At 43.6% G+C, this 23858-nt stretch carries 23 protein-coding genes; 20 read left to right on the top strand and 3 right to left on the bottom strand.

From position 1 onward, the window contains the following. Window positions 1-93 precede the first annotated feature (93 nt). From recR to MY523_RS08820, 8 genes are all read left to right on the top strand, one after another. Entirely contained in the window at window positions 94-696 is a 603-nt protein-coding gene (recR, locus tag MY523_RS08855; RefSeq protein WP_250658417.1) for a recombination mediator RecR, read from the top strand. 22 nt (window positions 697-718) lie between these two features. Further along, the gene (gene rnd / locus MY523_RS08850; RefSeq protein WP_250658416.1) at window positions 719-1873 is read left to right on the top strand and encodes a ribonuclease D; all 1155 of its coding nucleotides are present in this window, start codon (window positions 719-721) and stop codon (window positions 1871-1873) included. Beyond that, entirely contained in the window at window positions 1866-2171 is a 306-nt protein-coding gene (locus MY523_RS08845; RefSeq protein WP_250658415.1) for a YcgL domain-containing protein, read from the top strand. Before rnd ends, MY523_RS08845 begins: the two co-directional genes overlap by 8 nt. A gap of 5 nt (window positions 2172-2176) precedes the next feature. Continuing rightward, entirely contained in the window at window positions 2177-2632 is a 456-nt protein-coding gene (locus MY523_RS08840) for a YcgN family cysteine cluster protein (RefSeq protein WP_275975293.1), read from the top strand. Next, a complete protein-coding gene (locus tag MY523_RS08835) occupies window positions 2629-2973 on the top strand; it encodes a hypothetical protein (protein WP_250658414.1) in 345 nt (114 codons plus the stop codon). The genes MY523_RS08840 and MY523_RS08835 overlap by 4 nt, the downstream gene beginning before the upstream one ends. A gap of 14 nt (window positions 2974-2987) precedes the next feature. Further along, window positions 2988-3230: a DUF1653 domain-containing protein gene (locus tag MY523_RS08830; protein ID WP_250658413.1), complete on the top strand. Its 243-nt coding sequence runs from the start codon at window positions 2988-2990 to the stop codon at window positions 3228-3230. Between the two features lie 170 nt (window positions 3231-3400). Next, complete coding sequence (locus tag MY523_RS08825; RefSeq protein ID WP_250658412.1) at window positions 3401-5887, top strand: VWA domain-containing protein; 2487 nt, start codon at window positions 3401-3403, stop codon at window positions 5885-5887. Window positions 5888-5921: 34 nt separating this feature from the next. Beyond that, a complete protein-coding gene (locus tag MY523_RS08820; protein ID WP_250658411.1) occupies window positions 5922-6689 on the top strand; it encodes a class II glutamine amidotransferase in 768 nt (255 codons plus the stop codon). Window positions 6690-6846: 157 nt separating this feature from the next. Here the strand turns inward: MY523_RS08820 and cysK are convergent, their stop codons facing one another. Then, on the bottom strand, window positions 6847-7809 hold the full coding sequence (gene cysK / locus MY523_RS08815; protein WP_250658410.1) for a cysteine synthase A: 963 nt from the start codon (window positions 7807-7809) through the stop codon (window positions 6847-6849). A 470-nt stretch (window positions 7810-8279) separates the two neighbouring features. Between cysK and MY523_RS08810 the strand changes: the two genes are divergently transcribed. The 11 genes from MY523_RS08810 (at window position 8280) to MY523_RS08760 (ending at window position 19907) form a co-directional block, all read left to right on the top strand. Then, window positions 8280-9122: an AAA family ATPase gene (locus tag MY523_RS08810; RefSeq protein ID WP_250658409.1), complete on the top strand. Its 843-nt coding sequence runs from the start codon at window positions 8280-8282 to the stop codon at window positions 9120-9122. A 75-nt stretch (window positions 9123-9197) separates the two neighbouring features. After that, window positions 9198-10376 carry a vWA domain-containing protein gene (locus MY523_RS08805; protein ID WP_250658408.1) on the top strand — a complete coding sequence of 393 codons (1179 nt, stop codon included), beginning with the start codon at window positions 9198-9200 and terminating at the stop codon, window positions 10374-10376. 371 nt (window positions 10377-10747) lie between these two features. Continuing rightward, the gene (locus tag MY523_RS08800; protein WP_250658407.1) at window positions 10748-11290 is read left to right on the top strand and encodes a hypothetical protein; all 543 of its coding nucleotides are present in this window, start codon (window positions 10748-10750) and stop codon (window positions 11288-11290) included. Between the two features lie 10 nt (window positions 11291-11300). Beyond that, window positions 11301-13193: a tetratricopeptide repeat protein gene (locus MY523_RS08795; RefSeq protein WP_250658406.1), complete on the top strand. Its 1893-nt coding sequence runs from the start codon at window positions 11301-11303 to the stop codon at window positions 13191-13193. Then, on the top strand, window positions 13190-16069 hold the full coding sequence (locus tag MY523_RS08790; RefSeq protein WP_250658405.1) for a tetratricopeptide repeat protein: 2880 nt from the start codon (window positions 13190-13192) through the stop codon (window positions 16067-16069). Before MY523_RS08795 ends, MY523_RS08790 begins: the two co-directional genes overlap by 4 nt. Next, the gene (locus tag MY523_RS08785; RefSeq protein ID WP_250658404.1) at window positions 16050-16745 is read left to right on the top strand and encodes a tetratricopeptide repeat protein; all 696 of its coding nucleotides are present in this window, start codon (window positions 16050-16052) and stop codon (window positions 16743-16745) included. Before MY523_RS08790 ends, MY523_RS08785 begins: the two co-directional genes overlap by 20 nt. Then, window positions 16742-17086 (top strand): hypothetical protein, encoded by a 345-nt coding sequence (locus MY523_RS08780; RefSeq protein ID WP_250658403.1) that lies wholly within the window; start codon window positions 16742-16744, stop codon window positions 17084-17086. Before MY523_RS08785 ends, MY523_RS08780 begins: the two co-directional genes overlap by 4 nt. A gap of 93 nt (window positions 17087-17179) precedes the next feature. Next, entirely contained in the window at window positions 17180-17824 is a 645-nt protein-coding gene (locus MY523_RS08775; RefSeq protein WP_250658402.1) for a MotA/TolQ/ExbB proton channel family protein, read from the top strand. A 100-nt stretch (window positions 17825-17924) separates the two neighbouring features. Continuing rightward, on the top strand, window positions 17925-18461 hold the full coding sequence (locus MY523_RS08770) for an ExbD/TolR family protein (RefSeq protein WP_250658401.1): 537 nt from the start codon (window positions 17925-17927) through the stop codon (window positions 18459-18461). Further along, window positions 18458-18967 (top strand): ExbD/TolR family protein, encoded by a 510-nt coding sequence (locus MY523_RS08765; RefSeq protein ID WP_250658400.1) that lies wholly within the window; start codon window positions 18458-18460, stop codon window positions 18965-18967. Before MY523_RS08770 ends, MY523_RS08765 begins: the two co-directional genes overlap by 4 nt. 1 nt (window position 18968) lies before the next feature. Then, a complete protein-coding gene (locus MY523_RS08760; protein ID WP_250658399.1) occupies window positions 18969-19907 on the top strand; it encodes an AgmX/PglI C-terminal domain-containing protein in 939 nt (312 codons plus the stop codon). Window positions 19908-19961: 54 nt separating this feature from the next. Here the strand turns inward: MY523_RS08760 and MY523_RS08755 are convergent, their stop codons facing one another. After that, complete coding sequence (locus MY523_RS08755) at window positions 19962-20447, bottom strand: MaoC/PaaZ C-terminal domain-containing protein (protein WP_250658398.1); 486 nt, start codon at window positions 20445-20447, stop codon at window positions 19962-19964. A 379-nt stretch (window positions 20448-20826) separates the two neighbouring features. Continuing rightward, window positions 20827-21762, bottom strand: coding sequence for an alpha/beta hydrolase (locus tag MY523_RS08750; protein ID WP_250658397.1), 936 nt, complete (start codon window positions 21760-21762; stop codon window positions 20827-20829). Between the two features lie 360 nt (window positions 21763-22122). Here MY523_RS08750 and MY523_RS08745 point away from each other — a divergent pair, with 360 nt between their 5' ends. After that, window positions 22123-23805, top strand: a complete 1683-nt coding sequence (locus MY523_RS08745; protein WP_250658396.1) for an AMP-binding protein — start codon at window positions 22123-22125, stop codon at window positions 23803-23805. The last annotated feature ends 53 nt before the right edge of the window (window positions 23806-23858 follow it).

The following is a 23858-nucleotide window of genomic DNA, read 5'->3' as shown; positions in this document are numbered from 1 at the left end:
AAGGTCTCTACCAATTAAACAACAAGCTGATGCAGGGTTTAATGCCCGCATCAGTGCACTTTTTTTACATTCCTCTTATATGACGCTTTATTTATGAGCTTTAGCCCGTTAGTCGATGAACTTATTGAATCTCTGCGCTGTTTACCGGGAGTAGGCCAAAAATCTGCTCAACGTATGGCTTTGCAGCTACTTGAGCGCGACCGGGATGGTGCACTAAGGCTGGCGAATGCAATCAATGAGTCTGTTATGGGGGTCGGGCGCTGTGAGAAATGCCAAAACCTGACTGAGGTTGATATCTGTAGGCTATGCTCGGACGAAAAGCGCAATAATGGCCAGCTTTGTATTGTTGAAACGCCGTCGGATTTATTAGCGATTGAACTATCCAATACCTTTAGTGGCCGTTACTTTGTGCTGATGGGACATCTATCGCCTATTGATGGGATTGGCCCAGAGGAAATAGGCCTTGATAAGTTAATGCGGCTTGTTTCGGAGGCGTCCATTCGCGAAGTGATCCTCGCAACCAACTCGACCATTGAAGGTGATGCGACCGCATTTTATATCGCAGACTTGTTAGAAGGGCAGAATATTCTGGTAACTCGTATTGCTCACGGCATTCCTGTTGGTGGGCAGTTGGGGTATGTTGATGGCGGTACCTTGAGCCATGCTTTAACGGGGCGAAAACCGATTGATGGCTGATACAACGGGACAGGACCGGTAGATGAGTAATGTGAACTGCGCATTCAGTGTTGAAATGATTAGAAACCCTGAGCGCCTGCAAGAAAAGTTAGATTACTGGCAGACACTGCCTTATGTAGCGCTCGATACCGAATTTGTAAGGGTCGATACCTTTTATCCTAAAGCTGGTTTGATACAAGTGGCAGATGATACCGGGGTTTACCTGATCGACCCGCTCTGTATTGAAGATCTTACCTTACTCAAGCCTTTGCTATTAAGTGACACCATCAAGATAATGCACTCGATGAGTGAGGATGTGGTGTTATTTCAGACTATTTCAGATTGCACCCCGCATAATATTTTTGACACTCAAATAGCTTGTGCACTTCTAGGGCAGGGTGTTTCCGTAGGGTATCAGAAGTTTATTGAGCTGTATCTGGGGCTGGTGATAGATAAGGGCGAAACTCGCTCAGACTGGCTTAAGCGGCCTCTTGATGACTCCCAGCTAGAGTACGCAGCAAAAGATGTTCACTATCTTTATGATGTTTACCCCCAAGTTGTTTCGCAACTTGAAGAACGCGATATGCTGGGCGTTGTAGAGCAAGAGTGCGAATTGATAAACAAGGGGATGCAGAATCAAATTTCAGATATTGACAGCTATTATTTAAAGTTTAGAGGTGGGTGGAAACTGCCCATTGGTAATCAGGCAGTACTGAAAAAACTGTCATCCTGGCGAGAACGGGAAGCGCGCACAAGGGACAAACCCCGTGGCAGGGTCATCAGTGACAAGCAGCTTCTTGAAATCGCAGAGCGCATGCCAAAGAGTATTAATGCACTTCAGGCCAGTCGGATTTTGAATCCTGGACAGCAGCGTAAATATGGTGATTACCTGCTCTCTGTTATCAATGCGGCGCATGAAGTGAATGCTGACTTTAAACGAATACCCCGTTCATTAAGCGGTCAAAAGCTGGAGTATTACCGAACTATCAGAAAGGCCTCTGAGACGATAGCGCTAGAGAGGGGCATTGCGCCTGAGCTTCTGGGAAGAAAAAGGCTATTAGAACAATATATTAATCTGCTCTTTGCGCAGAACGAGAAGCGAGGAAACGTGGCGTTACCCAAAGAGTTTGGTGTCTGGAGAACAAAACTGCTGGGTGACACTTTTAAAAAAATTGCCGAGAGTAAGTTTAATGTCTGAAAGTCGACTGCTGTGTTCTGTTTATAAAAGCTCGAAAAAGTCAGAAATGTACGTCTATATCGAGAAGAAAAAAGGGCTGGATGTATTACCAGAAGCGTTGCTGGCTTTTTTTGGTACGCCTATTCATGTGTTTGATATGCTGCTGACTGAAGAAAAGAAACTTGCACGGGTAGACGCAAAAAAAGTGCTTGCTGAAATTGCAGAAAAAGGTTTTTTGCTTCAAATGCCGCCGGTAGAAGAGAACTATTTGCCCGGGTTTGTTGAGTTTAACAAGAAGCTAAAAGACGTTGAAGACTAATATAGATGATAGCCCAGGTTTCCCCCTATTGGTTGGTAAAAACACTTCCCGAGATGAATCGAGAGGAGTGGGAGTCGTTATGTGACGGCTGCGGAAAATGTTGTTTACAAAAACTTGAGGACGAGGATACCGGTGATTTGTATTACACCGATATTGCCTGTCAGTATCTTGATCACAATGCCTGTAGTTGTGGTGTTTATGAATCCAGACTTGAAAAAGTTTCGTCGTGCATATCGTTAAGTTTAAGTAGGCTGGAAGAGTTTAGCTGGCTGCCTTCAAGCTGCGCATACAGGCTATTGCTCGAAGGTAAACCACTGCCTGAGTGGCACCCGCTCATTACGGGCGATAAAAACTCGGTGCACCAATCTGGCAGCTCGGTAAGAAATCGAGCTATTTGTGAGAATGATGTCCCTGAAGATGAATGGGAAGATCATATTATCGAAGGAGTTATTAACCTGTGATTGTTAGTCAGAGTTACCTGATAGCATGGGGATGCTATCTGCTTTCAGCTATTGGGCTAATTATTGTTTTCTGGAGAATGACCCGGTCTATCCCGTATAAAGACTTAACAAAAATACTAAGATTAGTCGTAGTGGTACTGCTGCTGACACCGGTAGACATTGGTTTGGATGCCAAGTGGTTTGCGCCAGCCTATCTGGTAGGAGGCTACGAGTGGGTTATTGGGAATACACACTTAGCTGTTAAGGCGGGCATGCACTTATTAGGGGCGCTTACGTTGTTAACAGCACTCCTTACTTTGGAATATGTCGTTAGAAAATTACTCCATTTACACAATGCCTGAAAGAGCTTCTACGGATGAACAATAGAGATCTTACTGACAATATTAGCGAAATTACACCTGGTACTTATCGTCATTATAAAGGCAATTTATATCAGGTTTATGGCACCGCAACCCATAGCGAAACTGAAGAGGCATTAGTTGTTTATCGCCCTTTGTATGGAGAGGGCAAGCTTTGGGTTCGTCCTTTCAGCATGTTTACAGAAATGGTTGTGAGTAATGGCGAAGAGGTGCCTCGGTTCGCCTGGCATGGAAAATAATTGTGTTTACTCGCGAGCATGACGATAGTTCAGCGTCATTATAATTTCATAAAATACAACAACTAATGAGATTTTATTCAGGCTTTTTATGTAAAATCACGTTGTTGTTATTGTTAAATCTGCTATAAATATTCACTAATACCTTATTAATAGTTTATAGCAGGTTCCTCATGACCCTCTCTCTCCGCTTTGTTTTAGTTTTTTTTGTTGCTGTAGCTGCTACGTTTCCGGCTGTAAATGCCGCAGAGAATAGCGCTGACTTAAAAACTCAAGGGGATGTTCGAGTGCTGATAGATATTTCGGGCAGCATGAAGAAGAACGACCCCAATAACCTCAGGGTTCCTGCTGTAAATTTACTTACTGAAATAATACCTGACGGCAGCAAAGCCGGCATATGGACCTTTGGGCAGTATGTAAATATGCTGGTCAAGCATGACGAGGTGAATGACAAGTGGCGGAAGAATGCCAAAGAAAAGGCCAAAGAAATAAATTCAGTTGCGCTCTACACCAACATTGGTGGCGCGCTGAAAAAATCCAGTGATGACTTCCTAAGTGATAAAACATTTCCCAATACACACTTTATTCTGCTTACCGATGGCATGGTCGATATTGACCGAGACCCGTCTAAGAATGCCGATGAAAGAGAACGAATACTGAATGATATCGTTAAAGGGTTTGAAGATCGTGGAGCAAAAATACACACCATCGCATTATCAAAAAATGCCGATATTCCGCTGTTGGAGCGCATTGCCGTAAACACTGGGGGCAATTCGGCAGTAGCAGAAACACCAGAAGAACTAACCAAAGTTTTTTTACAGGCGTTTAACCAGGCCGTGCCCGCTGAAGAAGTTCCTTTAGAGGGTAATACATTCGATATTGATTCAAGCATAGAAGAGTTTACGGCCCTTATTTTCAGAAAAGCGGGTAGTAAAGCCACGATTCTTTCAGGGCCTGATGACAAAAAACAAGGCTTTGAAAACCACTCAGAGTTTGTCCGGTGGTATAGAGATAAAGGGTATGACCTTATTACGGTTAAACAGCCGCTTGAAGGGGAGTGGAAGATTGATGCAGAGCTAGAGCCTGATAGCCGCGTAACGGTGGTGAGTAATCTAAGCATGTATGTTAAACCGCTTCCGACAAACTTTTATGCTGGAGACCACTTGGATGTAGAGGTTAACTTCACGGAAGATGGTGAGGTTGTAACCAGCAAAGAGTTTCTATCGCTATTGGATGTAAAGCTAAACATTCGAACAGAGGACAACAAGTCAGGCACCAAAACCATATCTGATTTAGAGTCCCCACCAGAAGACGGCATATTCCGTGATGCAATCAGAAAACTGCATAAGGTTGGGCAGTACGAAGTTAATGTTTTCGTAGATGGCAAAACCTTTAAAAGAAAGCACCGGCAGCTGATAAATTTGCGGTCGCCCTTTGATATTGAGCTTGCAGCGAGTGGGTATAATCAAGAGACGCAGTACTCGGTTGTCATATCTCCGAGAAGCAAGAATATTGATGTCCCTAAATCATCGATCGTAGCGAAAATTAAAGCGCCCGACGGCTCAAGCATTATTCGAACGATTCCTTATGTCGAGGCTTCAAAGCGCTGGGAACTGCCGATAAAAAATACAAAAGGCGATGGTGTTTATAAGGTTGCACTCAAAGTTAAGGGGATAAACAGTGATGGTAATCCATTCAAATTTGCGCCTAAATCGTTTAAGGCAATATTTCCAAGAGATATGTCTGATACCAGCCAGTATGTTGCTATTACTGAAGACCCTGAAGTAGCTAAAGAGAATGAGTTGCCATCGGAGCAAGCAGAGCCCACTAAAGAAGCTGAACCCAAGGGTGAGCCAGCAGCCGAGGTTGCACCGGCTATTGTTCCTCCAATTGAAATCCCCAAAACGCTTGAACAAGATCAGGTTGTCCCTGAAGAAGAGGGGCTGTCGCAGACCATGCTATGGAGCATTATTGGTGGCGCCTCTGCCCTTGTGATCGCCCTTTCAGCAGGCATTTGGTACTGGTTATTCAAACGACGCAAGAACGCTAAGGACGAGTTGGAAGAGGATATTGAACTCTCAGAGGAAGAAGAGAGTAAGATAGATGAGCCAGAGGTGTCAGCTGAACAGGCGCTTGGAGATGAACTCGATTTTGTCGATGAGAGTGAAGACATACCCGAATTAGAGCCAGAACCAGAACCAGAACCAGAGCCAGAGCCAGAACCAGAACCAGAACCAGAACCAGAACCAGAACCAGAACCAGAACCAGAACCAGAACCAGAACCAGAACCAGAACCAGAACCAGAACCAGAACCAGAACCAGAACCAGAACCAGAATCAGAATCAGAACGAGAGCCAGAACCAGAGCCAGAACCAGAGCTTGATGATATTGATGATTTAATTGCCGACATTGCAGAGCAGCCAGAGGATGATGTCGCTGAGTTACTGGACGAGGAGGAGCCTCCTTTAGTTGCCGATCTGGACGAAACGGATAGTGAGTTGCCAGAAGGAAAAACAGCAGACCAGCTAGTGGATGATATTTTGGCTGATAATGAACAAAGTGAGGAAGAAGATCCTCTGGATGAATTTAATCTTGAAGATTTTGATATTGCGGATACCGACGACTTGCCAAGTGCAGATGATGACAAGGATAAGAAGTAGGTGTTAGCGCTTATGTGTCCAGAGGGCCGGAACCATGTGTGAGTTATTGGGGATGAGTGCAAACGTGCCTACTGACATTTGCTTCTCATTTTCAGGGCTAATAAAAAGAGGTGGGGGAACAGGGCCGCACAAAGATGGTTGGGGAATAGCCTTTTATGACGGGAAAGGCATAAGAGAGTTTCGCGACCCTCAACCCGGCTTTGACAGCGAGATTGCAAAATTCATCAAAGACTTCCCGATTAAAAGCACGGTAGTCATCAGCCATATTAGACAAGCAAATGTGGGCGACGTTAGTCTCGAAAACACGCACCCTTTTATCAGGGAGCTTGAAGGGCGATATTGGTGCTTTGCGCATAATGGCCAGCTCGAAAATACTTCATCTCTCGTTACAGAAGAGCAGCGGTTTTCGGCGGTAGGTCGTACAGATAGTGAAGCTGCATTTTGCTGGTTAATGGGGCAGGTTGCGAAACAAAAAAATCCATCGGAAAACGAACGTCAAACGTTGATCAAAACCTGTGCAGATAAGTTAGCGAGCTTAGGCGTGTTCAATATGCTGTTATCTGATGGAAAGAGGCTATATGTCTACTGCAGCACAAAGCTGAGCTGGATAACAAGAAGGGCACCATTTGGCGTTGCTACGCTGCAAGATGATGATATTTCAGTTAACTTTATTGAAGAAACCTCAGAGGATGACGTTGTAACGGTGATTGCGACAGAGCCATTAACGACCAATGAGTCTTGGGTGAAAATGCAACCAGGGGAGCTGGCCGTGTTCGAACTCGGAGAGTTGGTCGAGCTTTAAATACGGGTATTCTAGTCGGTTTGATTTAAACGTAGAGTATTTAAGCCGTTGCAACTCAAACACAGGGCTTATAAATCAAAGCCCTGTGTAATGCTCATTCAGAGCTTTGACTTAAACAAATACAGCTTAACCAAATACAAGCTAACCAATGGAAATGCTATTGAACCATTTCGTTATCTGTAAAGTAATCTTCAAACAGTGGGCTCGATAGATAGCGTTCTGCAGAGTCAGGGATGATTACAACAATATTTTTGTCTGGGTGGCGTTCGGCTACCCTACATGCCACCGCCACGGCTGCACCAGACGAAATGCCTGCGAGAATACCTTCTTCCTTCATCAGCCTGTGAGCGAAAGTTATTGCTTCTTCATTGCTTGCCTGCTCTGCCGAATCAACCATGTCCAAATCAAGGTTTGCGGGAATGAATCCAGCCCCGATTCCCTGAATTTTGTGAGGAGCATGAGTGAGTTCTTGATTGTTGAGCGTCTGGGAGATAATCGGTGAGGACTCAGGCTCAACCGCAATAGAGGTAATTTGCTTACCTTTTGTTTTCTTTATATAACGCGATACGCCGCTAATTGTCCCCCCTGTGCCCACTCCGGCAACGAGTATATCGATTTCGCCGTCCGTATCATTCCAGATTTCTGGCCCGGTTGTCTCTTCATGTATTTTTGGGTTTGCCGGGTTTTCAAACTGTTGTAGCATCAGGTGGCTATCAGGGTTTTCTGCGACTATCTCGCTGGCCTTTGCTATTGCTCCATTCATGCCTTTGGCTGCCTCTGTAAGCACAACTTCTGCGCCCAGTGCTTTGACCACTTTGCGACGCTCAAGGCTCATCGAAGAAGGCATTGTTAAAATGAGGTTGTATCCTCTGGATGCTGCGACAAAAGCAAGTGCAATACCGGTGTTGCCACTTGTTGGTTCAACCAGCGTCATCCCTGGTTTGAGCTTGCCTGATTTTTCAGCATCCCAGACCATGCTGGCACCTATCCGGCACTTTACTGAATAAGCAGGGTTTCTTCCTTCAATTTTGGCAAACACATTTCCTGTTGTAAGGCGGTTAAGCTTAACAAGAGGCGTATTTCCAATGGAAAGCGTATTGTCATTGTATATCCGTGCCATGAGCTTATATCTCCAAAGTCTGAGGCCTACATATAATGATGAAACCTTTGCACGACGTTACGAGCGAAGCAAAGACAAGGCAAAAAATGAAGAAAAAGCGCAGTTTATGAGTAATAAGTCCCGGTCGATCCAGGAGAGCGCACAATTTTGAGTCATTTTTTAACGCTGTATTTGTAAGCGCAGTAGCCGCGCAAAGGTCTCAATGATAAGCCAATATAGGGTTATGTCTGGTCAAAGCGTAGATTGTTAATCGAAAAATAACAATAGTTCAAACCATGATTAGGTATATAGGGAGGGCTTCTCGCCAGTATGAATATCAACAAGTTAATCGAATTGATTATCCGTGTTATTGATTGAACCCTAATCCTGTTTAGTTATTAATCAAAATAATACGGATGATATTTGTGATGCGGAATTTAAAATAATATACTCGCAACTAGAATATAGTTCTAATTTATTAGAGGCGCTCAATGAAATTTACAGGAACTGATCAATACGTTGCTACAGATGACTTACAGATGGCTGTTAATGCCGCAATTACGCTCAAACGTCCTCTTCTGATCAAGGGAGAGCCTGGTACAGGTAAAACAATGCTGGCAGAAGAGCTTGCCAAATCATTGGATGCTAAATTGATCCCTTGGCACATAAAGTCGACCAGTAAAGCGCAACAAGGGCTATATGAATACGATGCGGTATCTCGCCTTAGAGACTCTCAATTGGGTGATAGCCGCGTTAAAGACATTGGTAATTACATCGTTAAAGGGAAGCTTTGGGAAGCATTCCAGGCCAATGAGCGGGTTATTCTGTTGATTGACGAGATTGATAAAGCAGATATCGAGTTTCCCAATGACTTACTGCAAGAGCTCGATAAAATGGAGTTTTTTGTCTATGAGACACAGGAAGTTGTCAAAGCGACTAATCGCCCCATTGTAATCATTACAAGTAATAATGAAAAAGAGCTACCTGATGCCTTTTTACGTCGTTGCTTTTTCCACTACATTAGCTTCCCTGATGCAGACACGATGAATAAAATCGTCGATGTTCACTTTCCAGGTATAAAGAAAGAGTTGGTTAAAGAAGCACTTGATATCTTTTTTGATGTACGAAAAGTTCCAGGCCTAAAGAAAAAACCGTCGACCTCAGAGCTGATTGATTGGTTGAAACTGTTGATGGCTGATGAGCTGGGGACCTCTCTGCTTAAAGAGCATGACCCATCTCAGGCAATACCACCGCTTTATGGTGCGCTGGTAAAAAATGAACAAGATGTTCATCTGCTTCAACGGCTAGCATTTATGAGCCGTAGAAAAGGGTAACGATAAATTTTAGGTTTAGGCTTATTTAAATCCGGTCTTTGCTTGAGTGTTTAGATCCTAGTTTGGGTATTTGAGATGTTAGTAGCGTTTTTTCTGGAAGTTCGGAAGGCAAAAGTCCCAGCGACTCTACGGGAGTTCCTGGATTTGCTTGAGGCGCTCAAAGAGCATATTGCATTTGCTGATATAGACGACTTCTATTTTTTAAGCCGGCTATGTTTGGTAAAGGACGAACGACACTTTGATAAATTTGATAGAGCATTCGAACGTTACTTCAAAGGAATTGAGCATTTAGATGACTTAATGGCTGAAGCAATACCGGATGAGTGGTTAAGAGCTGAATTTGAAAAGCAGTTGTCTGACGAAGAAAAAGCCAAGATTGAAAGCATGGGGGGCTTGGAAGAGTTGATCGAGGCGTTTAAAAAGCGGCTTGAAGAACAGAAGAAAAAACACCAGGGCGGTAATAAAATGATTGGTACAGGAGGGACTTCCCCTTTTGGTGCCAATGGTTATAACCCAGAGGGTTTTCGAATAGGGCAGAATAAGTCCAGGCATGGGCGTGCAGTTAAAGTCTGGGAGAAACGAGGCTACAAAGACCTCGATGATAGCGTCACGATTGGTATAAGGAATATCAAAATGGCGTTGCGAAGGTTGCGTAAATTTGCTCGACAGGGTGCCGTTGAGGAGCTTGATTTAGACGATACGATTCGGTCAACTGCACGCAATGCCGGGTATCTGGATATCAAAATGGTTCCCGAGCGGCATAATACGGTTAAGGTGCTCTTGTTTTTGGATGTGGGCGGTTCAATGGACCCTCATATCCGGGTCTGCGAAGAACTTTTCTCTGCTTGTCGAACAGAGTTTAAACATCTCGAATATTTCTATTTCCATAATTTTATATACGAGAGTGTATGGAAAAGCAATGTTCGCCGAATGAGCGAAACGACCAACACTTGGGATTTGGTTCACAAGTATACCCCTGATTACAAAGTGATTTTTGTTGGAGACGCCTCGATGGCGCCCTACGAAATTACTCAACCAGGCGGCAGTATTGAACACTGGAACGATGAAGCCGGTGCCGTATGGATGCAGCGTGTCGTAGAACACTTTGATAAGGTTATCTGGTTAAACCCTATGCCTGAATCATACTGGGGAAGTGGTGGCTCATTGGGTATTACCCAGCAGTTAGTGCAGGATAAAATGTACCCATTAACGATTCAGGGGTTGGAAAAAGGAATGAAGGAGCTTACCAAGTAAGCGACTTGCGATAGATATTCCACAGGAATAAAAAAAGCCGATGAGGTTGAGGCTCATCGGCGAAACTCGGCATATTTTTGAATCACCTATACCTATACATAAACTCTGCCAGATATTTCTTTAAATCATTTAAAACAACCGCTTGTGTGACAGGGAGCACATTTTTGTGGTTAAAAATTGACCTTAGTGTAAATTATTCCGACAAATCCTAACGCATTTAACGGTGTTGTTAGCTTTAAATCCGGGATTAGAACACCTTTCTTGCCCTTGATTTGAATATTTGCCAAATTGGTGAATTAGGTACCGTAAATTATTGCGGCTTTGATGATAGTATTTGTAAAGATTTGTATAGCTATAAAGAGTAAGGATGCATGACACTGCTTTTCGAACAACAAAAAAAATCGCTAATCCTGACAATATGTTTTATTGCTGTGTTTATAAGTGGGGCTTATACCCCCGCGAATGGCGCAGAAGAGTCTATTCAGGCTAAGGCTCAAAGCCTAAAATCTGAAGTCGTTGAGTTGAATAGGGCACTGTTCGAGCTGGAAGAAGAGCTGCTGTACCCGGCAGACACCCAAGTTGCACTGTTTTTATCTCTGAGAACCAAGAATAAATTTCTGCTTGACTCGGTAGAGATAAAAATAGACGGGAAAATAGCAACGACCTATCTTTACACTGCATCAGAGATAAAAGCGCTGGAAAAAGGAGGCATTCAACGCCTCTATATGGGCAACATATCCTCAGGCCCCCACAAGCTTACCGCCGTATTTAATGGTCAAGGTGCTAATGACCACTACTTTAGAAAAGACAAAACGTTCCACTTCGAGAAGTCTAACCGGTCTAAGTTTATAGAGATTGGGCTGACAGACTCCCAGGGCGTTGAGCCCGAATTCAAGTTTACAGAATGGCATTAAGGTAAGTTAAATGACTAGACTATTGTCGCCTTACTACTGGGCGGGAGTGTTTACTGTACTTATCTCTTGTACATGTTTTGCAAGCCCCTCTGTTGCTGATAACGCCAAAGGTACGCCTCTTCCTGAGCGTCTGGCGACTGGCATGATGCTGTTTGAGCTTCACCAAAATAATTATTTTGATGCGATTATTCGCACGCCAAAAACCGCTGATGAGCAAGTCGCATTAAGTCTGGCTGACTCGCTGTCTCACTTTGGTCTTACTGCCCAGGCAAAAAAGCACTATGAAATGCTTCGAGCTAAAGGAGGGGCAAAGACTAAGGCATCCTCGCACTTCCGTCTCGGTGTTATCGCGTACGGTGAGTCTAATTGGGAACAGGCACTCCAGTGGTTTAATAAAGCAGAAAAAAATATCGACAAAGCTTTGCTTGCGGAATTACGCTATTACAAAGCTAGAACGTATATGCAGCTTGAGCAATATAGTACTGCTGCCGAAATCCTTAGCAAGATGAAGACTGGGTCATGGGCAGCTTACGCCTATTACAACCTGGCAATGTCATATGCTGAGCTTGATAGCGAACCCACACGATCGATCATTTCACTTCGTGTCGCTGAAGCCCTTAACCCTCAAGACAGTGCGCCTTTGGTTGAGCTAAAAGACAAGACATCACTTTCAGCGGGCTATTTATCGGTTCAGGCGGAAGATTATGATAAGGCGCTGAGTTTTTTAAATAATGTTCGAGTTGATAGCGACCTGGCATCCAAAGCGCTCTACATGCACGGTGTTGCCAATGCGAGTAAGGAGTACTACCGCGCGGCTATTCAGTCGTGGTATCGAGTTAAAAAATACCCCTTAATCGACCCCGGCGTTGCCGATGCTTTTTTAGCCATTCCATATGCATACGATAAAGAAGGTTACAGCAGTAAAGCGATCTCATCATACCTGGAGGCAATCTCTGTCTTTGATAAAGAAACGCGAAATATAGATAAAATAATCTCCGCCGTGTCAGATAAAGGTGCAAGAGAGGTGTTTTTTGAGAGCAGCTCATTTGATGATATTGAGTGGTTTCTCTCAGATAGTATTGCAACGAACACACCGAAGGTAGCTTACTTCAAGCTTATTATGTCGGATAGCAGACTACACCAGTCAGCTAAACAGTCTATTGAACTTGAGATGTTGCACCAGAACTTGTCGCTATGGGAACGAAATTTGACTATATACGACGATATGCTGGGTGACCGAATTAATGGCTATTACCAGCGTATAAAAAAAACTGACACTCAAAAAAGAAAGCAACGCCTTAAAGGTATCGCTCTACAGGCTCAAAAGCTGGAAAAATCTCTTGCAGACGCCGATAAAAACCAGGATTTGCTAGCAGTATCCGCCGGTCACACGATGCGACGATTTGAGTCAATTGATAACCTCAATGCACAACTGGAAAAAGTAAAAAATAAGCTAACATCGAGAGAGCGCCAACATTTTCGTGAAAGGTTAGGGAGGCTTCAAGGGTTAGTTATGTGGGAGGCCAAAGAGCAGTACGAGCGGAACTTACGCCTGAGCAAAGAGACGCTGGCTTCCCTAACGAAAGAAGTTGCCAGATACGAGCAAAACCTGAACAACTTCGAGTTACTTATAGCAAAAGGCCCCAAACGTCTGGAAGACTTAAAGTCGCGGGTCTCTGCCTACAAAAAACGGGTCAAAGAAGTTAAGCAGAATGTTGATAAGGTTCGAGCAACACAGGATAAAGCGCTCAACGAGAAAATATTGGCGCTTCTGCATGAGAAAAAGAGTGAGTTTGTTACTTATCATGAGACTGCACAGCAGCGTCTGGCGCATTTATATGAGTTTGTTGCGATGACTCAATACTCAATTGAAAATAAGGCGTCAAAAGGAGGTGAAAAATGAAATTATCACCTCTGTTAAGGTTATCTGCTCTGTTGGCAGTGCTAACTTCTGGCGCGGTTCAAAGCGCTGGTAAAAATACATTTGAGATCGATTTGGATGCAGAGCCAGAAACTATTGGCGACATTAAACCTGCGTTTCTTAACTTTGATCAGGCTCCGCTACCGTCGGTTCCAATTAAAGAGATTATTCGGCGTTATCAACGACTGTTCGATGAAACATCAGTACCTGAAGTAAGGATCGATGTATTGCATCGACTGACCAATTTAGAAGCTATTTATGGGGATCAAAAAGAGCGCTCTATTGAAGAAGAGAGAGCGTTGTATAAAAAGGCGCTAGATAGTTATGAAATGATTGTTGGAACAGGGGTTTATTATAATCGTATCGATGAACTTTTGTATCAAACGGCTAAGGCATACGACCTCACCGGCCAGTACGAAAAATCCTTAAAAAGTCTTAAGCAGCTAGTTGGTCTTTACCCGAATTCGCACCTGGCTATCGAAGCCCAGTTCCGGGTGGGAGAAGCGCACTTTTCATTAGGCCAATACCAAAAAGCTGAGCAGGCCTATAAGAAATCGTTAATTAAGAGTAAAGGGTCAAAATTTCACGACAAAGCCCTGTTTATGATGGGGTGGTCCCAGTTTAAGCAAGGCAAGTATGAGCAGTCAGGCAAAACGTTTGTGGCTGTTTTGGATTTACTGAATAGCAAAGCCAAAGAAAAACAAGTAACGATGCTTGAGCTTGATGGTATTGATGGCGAGACGGCTAAAGATACATTGAGAGCATTGGGCATCACCTTCTCATATGACAAAGGTGCTTCTGGAATTAATGACTTGTTAGAAGATGTGGGTGATAGAGAGTATGGCTATATGTTATATATCCAGCTTTCGGAATTGTACTTGTCTCAGGAACGTTTTGAAGATAGTGCAAATGCGGCAAGAGCCTACATTAGGAGGTATGCGGCCGACAGCAAAGCCCCCATGATGCATCACTCTGTTATCAAAGCCTACAATCAGGGCGGTTTTCCTCTTAAAGTCTGGGAAGAAAAAGAAAAATTTGTGGCGAGTTTTGGGCCTGAATTTATGGCTGTAAACCAATTAACGTCAAGTGATAGCGACAATGCATCAGTTCAACGTTCCGTGACGGCTAATAATATGGTTGATGTTGCCCAGTGGCTGCGCCAGTATCTGGAAGAGTTGTCCCACTTTTATTATGTATCGGCTCAAAATGCAGCGACCGCAACTAATAGCGGGCAAAGTCCAAGGTTATTGTATTACAAGGCAGGTGAGTACTATCGTCAGTTGGTTGAGGCATTTCCTGCTGATAACAATGTGGGCAAGTACAGTTTTTTGGCTGCTGAATCTTTCAATAAAGCGGGTAAATTTGAGCTGGCGATTGTAGATTACGAATACTCTGCGTATCAAGCTGGTGACCACCCATATGCCTTGGAGTCGGGCTATGCAGCAGTGCTTACCCATAACGAGCTGAAAGCACAAAGTAAAGAGTTTGGGCTTGAGGCTCAGAGCCATCGCTATGAGAGTATATTTTTATTTACGTCCCGGTTTCCCGACGACCCGCGTGTTCCGGCTGTATTAAATGATTTGGCGAATGAGCACTTGAATGAGTCTCAGTTTGTTGAGGCACGAGATAGTTCCAGGGCTGTTTTGGATCACCCGTTGGCCACACCTGAACTTAAGCGCTCCAGCTGGCTTGTGAATGGCCATTCCAACTTTGAACTGGAAGATTATGCCGCAGCTGAGCACGCGTACAGTATGGCTATTGATCTACTTGAAAGTGATCAGAAAACATTGGTTTTGGTGCAAGACCGGTTGGCTGCTTCAATTTATAAACAAGGGGAGCTATTGGTCGCGTTAGGAGACCGGCAAGGGGGAATTGACCAGTTTTTGAGACTGACCCGTGTTGCTCCTTCGTCAGAGCTAAGCGCAAATGCGCAGTATGATGCAGCAGTGCAAATGCTCGAACTGGCACAGTGGCGCAAGGCGACAGGTATGTTAAAACGCTTCCAAAAAGAGCACCCTGATCATCCGTTGGCAGACACGATTCCAGAAAAACTAATCTATGCATATTTAGAAAGTGGTAACAAACTGGATGCTGCTGATCAGTTGATACTGTTGAGCAAACGAAACCCAGGGTCTTCAGATTCAAGGGCTGCGCTTTATCAAGCTGCTGATCTCTATGGCTCTGCGGGCCTAAAGGAAAAGTCCGTTACGTTATTAATAGAATACGTGTCTCACTACCCCAAGCCTTTTGATTTATATATAGAGGGGCATCAAACGATTGCCCAGTTTTATAATGAAACAGGTAATCTTAAAAAACGGGATGTTTGGCTGAAAAACTTGATCAAGGCTGATGCCAAAGCAGGGGCTGACCGGAACGCTCGCTCAAAATATCTGGCTGCATCCGCAAGTATGGTTTTGGCAAAACAGAGTCTGGAGCAATTTGCGTCAGCCAAGTTGACACTGCCGCTGAAAAAATCGCTTAAGAAAAAGAGTCTTTTGTTAAAGAAGACTGTTGACCAACTACAAGAGATACCCAAGTATGGGGTAGCACAGTTCACTACAGAAGCAACGTTTCAACTGGCTGAGATATATCGTCAATTGGGCAGCGATATATTGATATCTGAGAGGCCATCATCACTCAACGAACTGCAACTTGAACAATATGAAATTTTGCTCGAAGAGCAGGCTTATCCGTTTGAAGAAAAATCAATTGAAGTTCACGAAATCAATATTAGCCGAACTAAAGATGGGATTTATGATAATTGGGTAAAAGAAAGCTATCGGGTTTTGAGTACAATTGTACCCGCGCGTTATTTGAGAGGGGAGAAGTCACTTGGCTATGATCGAAATATACAATAATTTAGCAACTCGCATAGCTGTTTGTTGGAATTTGTTAGCTCAAAATATAAAAGCATACCGTGTTATCAAGCTGGTAATGATGTTGCTCGCTCTCTTTACGCTCTCTGCATGCGCAGGAAAGGGGAGCAAGCCAATTGAAGAAGATATTCAGGGTATTGATCAGGTTGGCTCAGTACCAGCAGAAGAGTCCAGGCCTATTGACCCGCTACTTGCACAAGACTATAACGATGCGCTGGCGTTTATTGATCAAGGGGAGTTGGTTAAAGCTGACCGCTTGTTAATTAAAATAGCCGAAACATACCCCGATCTTGCTGCTCCGTTGTATAACCTTGGGATTATTGCCGAAGCTCAGCAGGATTTGGACAACGCTGTTTCTTTTTACAAACAGGCCATAGAGAAGGATAAAAACTATTACCTGGCGTTTAATAACCTTGGCGTAATCGCCCGTACATTAGGGAATTTTGAGGACGCTCGGGACTATTACCAACAGGGCTTGACTGTCGCGCCTGATAACCCGGAGCTGCATTACAATATGGCTGTCTTGAATGAAATTTATTTACATGACTACGCTAAAGCAGTTGAACATTACGAACGCTATTTAACGTTGAACAATGAAAAGAGTGAAGATAAAAAAGTAGCAAACTGGATCAAAGATCTTAAGAGGCGCAGCAGATGAGGATATTCTCTGACCTGTTTTCGTCGTTCATGATCGCCCGCATTATGAAGCACTCGGTAAGGTTCGTGTTATTGGTGTTACTTAGTTCAGGCAATATCTATGCGGATCAAAAAAATAAACCGGAGTTTGAAGGTATTAGCGTAACAGGCAGTAATGAGCTTCCACAGGTGTTGTATATTGTTCCATGGCAACCGCCTTCTTACCAGAAAAGAGCCCAACATCCTCCCAATACAACGTTGAGTGGAATAATTAAGCCAATTGAACCCGAATTTCACAATGAAGATTACTATTTTAGGAAAAAGCTGGAAGTTAAAGTTCAAGCATTAAACGGTCAAAAATAAGGTTTTGTTTATTTGCGTTAAGCGAGCCAAGTTAACCATCAGATATTAACAGTATAATTATCAATATTTATAAATTACGGAGTGTTAAAGGATATGACTGATACGGTAGTTCGTTTTTTTCAGGAAGGCGGGTTGTTCATGTACCCTATTGCTATCGTACTTGTATTAGGTGTGGCCATTGCTATTGAAAGATTTGTTTATCTCAGTATGGCAAAAAACGCTAATCGTAGTGCATTTGATAAAGCTATATTGCCGTTGTTGAAAAAGCGAGATTATAAACGTGCACTCGAATTTTCCAACGACTCATCTACGGCCATTGCTTCAATCGTTGGAGCGGGATTAAGCCGGTTAATAAACAGACAAAAGAGGGAAGATATTGAGTATGCGATGGAAGAAGGCTTGATGGAAACACTCCCCCGGCTGGAAAAACGCACGCAATACCTGGCTACGCTGGCCAATGTTTCAACATTGTTAGGTTTGTTGGGAACAATTATTGGCCTTATTGCTGCATTTACTGCTGTTGCAAATGCTGACCCTGCTGAAAAAGCCTCGTTGTTGTCACAAAGTATCTCTGTTGCAATGAATACTACTGCCTTTGGGTTGATGTCAGCAATACCTTTACTGCTCTGTCATGCCGTCCTTCAGACAAAGACTAATGAAATTGTCGATAGCTTTGAAATGGCTGGCGTAAAACTACTCAATATAATTTCTGAGCAACCTTCAATAAATAAAGATTGATTTTCATTGGTTTGATGGACACCTATGGGCAATCGAATTGAGTTATTGATATCAAGTTAATTTGATTGCATCAAAAGGAATAATCTAAAAGAAAGGTTGTATGAGAAGGAAACACAGAAAACTACAGGTTGAGGCAGAACTGGATATTACTGCGTTCATGAACTTGATGATAGTGCTAGTACCTGTGCTGCTTTTAAGCATGGTTTTTGCGCATACAAGTATATTGGACTTAAATTTTCCCTCCGGCCCCTCAGAGATAAAACTGGATGACGAAAACCTGCAGCTGCAGGTGGTTATTCGTGCGGATGCCCTTATCGTAGCAGACTCTAAAGGCGGCTTGATAAAACGCATTGATAACAACAGTGGCGAATACCAGTTTAGTGCTCTACAGGATATCTTGAAGCAGTTAAAGGCGAGGCTGCCCGATAAAAAAGATATATCCTTACTGGCAGAAAAAGAAACATCCTACCAGACTTTGGTGACAGCAATGGATACAGTGCGTTCATACCCGGCTGTTGTCGCATTAAGTTTAGTTGAGGCTGAACTCTTTCCAGAAATATCTATTGGCGATGCTCCCGATTTACCTGCAGTAGCAAATGATGCTTCGCAGGCGCAGAGTGCAGGAGATGCCCAATGAAAGTTTCAAGAAGAGCGCGTCGTATGCAGCGCCACTATGGCCGCATGCACAAGACGGGAGGTCTCAACCTGGTATCGCTAATGGATATATTTACCATTTTGGTGTTTTTCTTAATGGTGAACTCATCTGATGTGAAAGTGCTGCAGCAGAACCCTTCAATTGAACTTCCTAAATCTACCGCTAGCGCAGACACAAAAGAGACTATCGTGTTGACGGTGGTTGGAGAAGACATACTGATACAAGGTCGTAAAGTGGCCGGATTAGCGGACTTGTCAGCTGATAACCAGATCGTAGATGGCATTAAAAAAGAGCTTGAATACCAAGCCTCGCGCAACAAACACTTAGTATCGGCAGAGTCCACAGCAGCGGGGCTTCCCATAACGATTATGGGTGACAAAGATATTCCCTATCAGTCGCTGAAAAAAATAATGGAAAGTTGCGTGGCGGCTAACTATACAAATATCTCTTTAGCGGTCTCCAAAGTCGCGCACAAGGGGGAGGGATAGCATGAGCCAATATTATGCAGACCAGCTTGTGTTGCCATGGAGTCGTGTTGCGCATGAGTCGAGGCGTTATTGGATTATAGTATTTCTGCTTTTTGCATTGATATTGCCTATTGCGTTCGTAATCCCAACGATTGAATTGCCTGAGAAGGATCGTGCGCAGCTGGAAGCACTTCCTCCGCAACTCGCCAAAGTCATTATTGAGAAAAAGAAGGTGGTTCAAAAGCCGAAAGAAGAGAAGGTGCCGCCTAAAAAGGAAGATGTTGAAAAAAAGAAAGAGGAAGTAAAAAAAGAAGTCAAACCTGAGCCGAAACCTAAAATTGAAAAAACACCAGCGAAGAAGGATATTGAGAAGGCAAAAGAGGTAGCGAAATCCAGCGGCTTGTTAGCCTTGCAGGACGACTTGGCAGACATGAGAGCCACACTGGATACTGAAGCGCTGACCTCAACACCTAACATGGTGGCCAAAACCATTGCGGCTAAAGCCAATGCTGTTGACTCCAGTCGTGCTTTATCAGGTAGTGGTGGGGTCGATACATCAGATATGGCCGCACCTGCAGAAACGGTTTCGCTGGCTAAAAGAGATGACACTGTTCTTGAGGAAACTGAGGCTGAAAAGTTGACAGCTCAAGCCAAAAAGACGTCTAAAAGCAAGGAGAGGAGTAGTGGCAATATCAGACGAGTTTTTGATAAAAATAAGTCATCGTTATTTACGCTATACCATAGGGAGCTAAGGAAGGATCCGTCTCTGGAGGGGAAAGTCGTATTAAAACTGATAATAGAGCCGAACGGAAGCGTGTCTAAGTGTGAAATAGTATCATCTGACCTGGAATCGCCGTCTCTTGAAAGGAAAATCGTATCCAGGGTTAAGTTGTTTAATTTTGGTGCCATGGCTGTCGCTGCGAAAACCATTACCTATCCGATAGACTTCTTTCAGTCATAAAAAAAGCCTTCGTTTGAGAAGGCTTTTTACGCTTAACGGAGGTAGGGGCTGAGCTTATGCTTCAGGTAGCTCGCCAATAGTGATTTTGGGTAATATTGGCCTTTCAAGTGATATTTTTTCGGCTGGTGCAATAACTTTAGCTTCCCCTGTGACCACCATGTCTGAATCCTGATTAATAACCTCACACTCAAACACGACACGATTTCGCTCTTCTTTACGTAACACCGTTAGTTTAACGGTTAGTGTGTCTTCTAACTTTACAGGGCGTTTAAAGTTCAGGCTCTGCTCAAGGTATACTGTGCCAGGGCCTGGTATTACGGTTGCTAACGCAGCGGAAATAAGCGCACCAGACCACATCCCATGTGCAATTCTTTCTTTAAATAGTGACTTACTTGCGTATTCTTTGTCTAGATGAACAGGGTTTACATCGCCTGATACGGCTGCAAATAGTACTAACTCTTCCTCTGTCAGGGTTCGTGTGTAGGTTGCAGAATCTCCAACATTTAGTTCGTCATAGGTGATATTTTCTAACGCTTCCATAAACTCGCCAACTTATTATCGCTATTATTACAACATTTCCAAAAGCAAACCGTGTGGAGCAATACAGGTGGTTTGAGAAATGTCTCACATATTTAATCTGAGACCTTTGCACGACTACTGCGCTTACAAATACAGCGTTAAAAAATGACTCAAAATGCTCATTTATTACTCATAAACTGCGCTTTTTCTTCATTTTTTGCCTTGTCTTTGCTTCGCTCGTAACGTCGTGCAAAGGTCTCAATCTATGCTTCTATGAAAAGGTTTCAGAAGCATAGCGCCTAACGTTTTGTTATTACGTGACAGCATAAGTTAAAGTTTAGACCAAACAAGGCATATTATGTAACGTATTGTATAATCGTTGACTCTGTCGACCTTTGGGCTAGCTTGAACGACGAACTTGTGTCGTCAACCATGCAATCAGGTTATCAACAACCTCTACTTTATTGGTTTCATTTAACATTTCATGTCGTCCTTCAGGGTAGAGTTTGCAGGTTACATCTGTATGACCGCTGCTGATTAGTTTGTGTGTGAGTCGCCTGACGCCTTTGCTATTTTCTCCTACGGGGTCTTTACAACCGGCAAATAGGTAAATTGGAAGGTCTGACTGGATCTCTCGTAATCGGGTATTCGAAGAGATATCTATCAGGCCGTCAGTTAAGTCATCCCAAAGTTGGTTAGTGCAACAGAACCCACACTCATCATCGTCTATGTATTTCTTTACTTCGTCCTGGTCTCTGGATAACCAATCAAACTTGGTTTCTGGGCTTTTAACGCCTTTGTTAAAGCCTCCAAATGTCAGAAAATCAATAATAGGGCTTTTACCCGTCGCGCCAGCCCTCAGTTTCTCCACCTTAATAATAGGTTTCAGTGCTTTGTATTTTATGGGGTGGTCGTAATTGGAGCCTGAGAGTATTACACCTGAAAGCTTAGGGTTGAAATCGATGAGGTACGACATCGAAATAAATGACCCCATGCTATGTCCAAGTAAAAACAGAGGGAGTGATGGGTAGGTGTTTGCAATGTGGGTTTGAACCTGACCAAGGTCGCTTTTGACTAATGCCCAGCCATTTTCACCCGCATAGTGTCCAGATGGGGAGCCATTCATTGAACGCCCGTGTCCTCGGTGGTCATGAGCGAATACAATAAAACCCGATGCACAGAGCTGCTTTGCGGTGTCTTCATATCTGGCAGAGTGTTCGGCCATCCCGTGTGAAATATGCACGATGCCCTGTGGTTTTTTACGGGACGGCCGCCAACTTCTCAAGAAGATATTATGCCCATCTTTGGCTGTAAGAGTGAGTTCATCCTGCTTCATTGTCGCCACCATTGGAGGTTGATCATTATTCAAAATTTAATTGTTAACGATTGTAACGAATATTCCTGTTCGAATCAGAAATTTAATGTTTGTTTGTGAACAAATGTGCATAAAGTCGCCAATGTTAGCGATGAGGTGAAAGTAACGCGAGGTAGACAGCGGTAATATGCGTTTTTTTCAGTGCTACAGGCCTAATTTTGTCTATATACGAAAGTCTAAAACTGGTATTCTAAGCGCGTTTTTAATATCTTTTTTACCAATTTGGCCGTTCCACATTCTGAGAGCCCGCAAGGTGGTCTCGGTAGGGCTGACATCAGGGTATAGAATAATCAATTATATGTTTGGATAGGAGATGATGTGATGGAATTGGAAAATTTCTTTAAGGATAAATATCCTCCTGGGGTACCAGCAGAGATAGACCCCAATCAATATAGCAGCGTTGTGGATGTTTTCGAAAAATCTTGTAAGAAGTTTTCAGATAAACCCGCATTTTCAGCTATCGGTGTTACCTTAACCTATGGTGAGCTTGACCAGCTAACAAAAGACTTTGCTGCATACCTCCAGAATAAAACGACGTTGAAACCTGGCGACCGGATAGCTATTCAGCTGCCAAACCTTACTCAATACCCCATTGTCGTTTTTGGTGCCATGCGTGCAGGTTTAGTTGTTGTTAATACCAACCCGCTTTATACCAAGCGGGAGCTTGAGCACCAGTTTAATGATTCCGGTGCCAAAGCGCTTGTAGTGTTGGCAAATATGGCTAGCCTGGCCCAGGAAGTTATTCCTCATACCAGTATTGAGCATGTCATTGTAACTGAGATTGCTGATATGCATTCGCCTATCAAGCGAACAGTTATGAATGCTGCGGTTAAGTATATTAAGAAAATGGTTCCTGCTTTTAATATACCCGGCGCGGTTTCGTTCAATAAAGCACTCTCTGCGGGGGCAAAATATACATTCAAGCCTGTTGACGTGAGTCGAGAGGATATTGCTGTGCTGCAATATACGGGCGGAACGACAGGTGTGGCAAAAGGCGCAATGCTAACGCACCACAACCTGGTTTGTAATATGCTTCAGCTAAAGCCGCTGTTAACTGCGAAGCTCGGAGAAGGGCAGGAGACGGTTATTGCACCACTGCCGCTGTACCACATCTACTCATTTACCCTGAACTGCGGCATTATGGTTATTACGGGTAATCACAGTGTATTGATTCCAAACCCGCGGGATATTCCCGGTTTTGTTAAAGAGTTGAAAAACTGGAAGTTCAGTTGTTTTATGGGGCTGAACACGCTGTTTGTAGCTCTATGTAATAATGAAGAGTTCCAGGACTTAGACTTCAGCAGCCTTAAAGTGACTGCTTCGGGTGGTATGGCGCTGACCAAAGACGCCGCAAAAATGTGGAAAACTGTCACGGGGTGTGATGTAGCCGAGGGCTATGGCATGACTGAAACCTCACCTGTGGTTACAATCAACCCGCTAAACAATATTCAAATTGGCAGCATAGGTATGCCGGTTCCATCAACGCTGGTTAAAACAGTTGATGAAGAAGGTAACGATCTACCGATTGGCGAAGTTGGGGAGCTCTGTGCCAAAGGCCCTCAGGTGATGAAAGGGTATTGGCAGCGACCCGATGAAACTGCAAAGACTATAACCGAAGACGGGTGGATTAAAACAGGCGATATCGGCCTTGTGCAAGATGATGGCTACATTAAAATTGTGGATCGTAAAAAGGATATGATCCTGGTTTCTGGTTTTAATGTTTACCCTAATGAAATAGAAGATGTGTTGGTTGGTCACCCTGATATTATTGAGTGTGCGGCGGTTGGCATTCCAGACCTTAAAGCGGGAGAAGCCGTTAAGATTTATGCGGTTACTTCTAACCCGAACTTGAAAGATAGTGAACTTAAAGAGTTCTGTCGTGAGCGACTCACTGCTTATAAAGTGCCTAAGGTTTTCGAGTTTAGAGATGAGTTACCCAAAACTAATGTCGGAAAAATACTTCGTCGAGAACTACGCGATGAAGAGGCTAATAAACAAACCTAGCACTTGTTAACTCTTGTGTTTGGTCTTTAAAAACCCTGCTGGCGACAGTGGGG

The organism is Alkalimarinus coralli (genome assembly GCF_023650515.1).
GTDB lineage: Bacteria > Pseudomonadota > Gammaproteobacteria > Pseudomonadales > Oleiphilaceae > Alkalimarinus > Alkalimarinus coralli.
Note: the sequence above shows the minus strand (reverse complement) of the source record. Positions and strands in the feature narration are given on the sequence as shown.

Excerpts from the sequence above, each read along its gene's own strand:
- MY523_RS08825 (WP_250658412.1), top strand. The coding sequence starts at position 3,401 with ATGACCCTCTCTCTCCGCTTTGTTTTAGTTTTTTTTGTTGCTGTAGCT.
- MY523_RS08800 (WP_250658407.1), top strand. The coding sequence starts at position 10,748 with ATGACACTGCTTTTCGAACAACAAAAAAAATCGCTAATCCTGACAATA.
- MY523_RS08830 (WP_250658413.1), top strand. The coding sequence starts at position 2,988 with ATGAACAATAGAGATCTTACTGACAATATTAGCGAAATTACACCTGGT.
- MY523_RS08780 (WP_250658403.1), top strand. The coding sequence starts at position 16,742 with ATGAGGATATTCTCTGACCTGTTTTCGTCGTTCATGATCGCCCGCATT.
- rnd (WP_250658416.1), top strand. The coding sequence starts at position 719 with ATGAGTAATGTGAACTGCGCATTCAGTGTTGAAATGATTAGAAACCCT.
- MY523_RS08785 (WP_250658404.1), top strand. The coding sequence starts at position 16,050 with ATGATCGAAATATACAATAATTTAGCAACTCGCATAGCTGTTTGTTGG.
- MY523_RS08805 (WP_250658408.1), top strand. The coding sequence starts at position 9,198 with ATGTTAGTAGCGTTTTTTCTGGAAGTTCGGAAGGCAAAAGTCCCAGCG.
- MY523_RS08795 (WP_250658406.1), top strand. The coding sequence starts at position 11,301 with ATGACTAGACTATTGTCGCCTTACTACTGGGCGGGAGTGTTTACTGTA.
- MY523_RS08765 (WP_250658400.1), top strand. The coding sequence starts at position 18,458 with ATGAAAGTTTCAAGAAGAGCGCGTCGTATGCAGCGCCACTATGGCCGC.
- MY523_RS08820 (WP_250658411.1), top strand. The coding sequence starts at position 5,922 with ATGTGTGAGTTATTGGGGATGAGTGCAAACGTGCCTACTGACATTTGC.
- MY523_RS08750 (WP_250658397.1), bottom strand. The coding sequence starts at position 21,762 with ATGAAGCAGGATGAACTCACTCTTACAGCCAAAGATGGGCATAATATC.
- MY523_RS08810 (WP_250658409.1), top strand. The coding sequence starts at position 8,280 with ATGAAATTTACAGGAACTGATCAATACGTTGCTACAGATGACTTACAG.
- MY523_RS08770 (WP_250658401.1), top strand. The coding sequence starts at position 17,925 with ATGAGAAGGAAACACAGAAAACTACAGGTTGAGGCAGAACTGGATATT.
- MY523_RS08845 (WP_250658415.1), top strand. The coding sequence starts at position 1,866 with ATGTCTGAAAGTCGACTGCTGTGTTCTGTTTATAAAAGCTCGAAAAAG.
- recR (WP_250658417.1), top strand. The coding sequence starts at position 94 with ATGAGCTTTAGCCCGTTAGTCGATGAACTTATTGAATCTCTGCGCTGT.
- MY523_RS08755 (WP_250658398.1), bottom strand. The coding sequence starts at position 20,447 with ATGGAAGCGTTAGAAAATATCACCTATGACGAACTAAATGTTGGAGAT.
- MY523_RS08790 (WP_250658405.1), top strand. The coding sequence starts at position 13,190 with ATGAAATTATCACCTCTGTTAAGGTTATCTGCTCTGTTGGCAGTGCTA.
- MY523_RS08745 (WP_250658396.1), top strand. The coding sequence starts at position 22,123 with ATGGAATTGGAAAATTTCTTTAAGGATAAATATCCTCCTGGGGTACCA.
- cysK (WP_250658410.1), bottom strand. The coding sequence starts at position 7,809 with ATGGCACGGATATACAATGACAATACGCTTTCCATTGGAAATACGCCT.
- MY523_RS08775 (WP_250658402.1), top strand. The coding sequence starts at position 17,180 with ATGACTGATACGGTAGTTCGTTTTTTTCAGGAAGGCGGGTTGTTCATG.
- MY523_RS08840 (WP_275975293.1), top strand. The coding sequence starts at position 2,177 with ATGATAGCCCAGGTTTCCCCCTATTGGTTGGTAAAAACACTTCCCGAG.
- MY523_RS08760 (WP_250658399.1), top strand. The coding sequence starts at position 18,969 with ATGAGCCAATATTATGCAGACCAGCTTGTGTTGCCATGGAGTCGTGTT.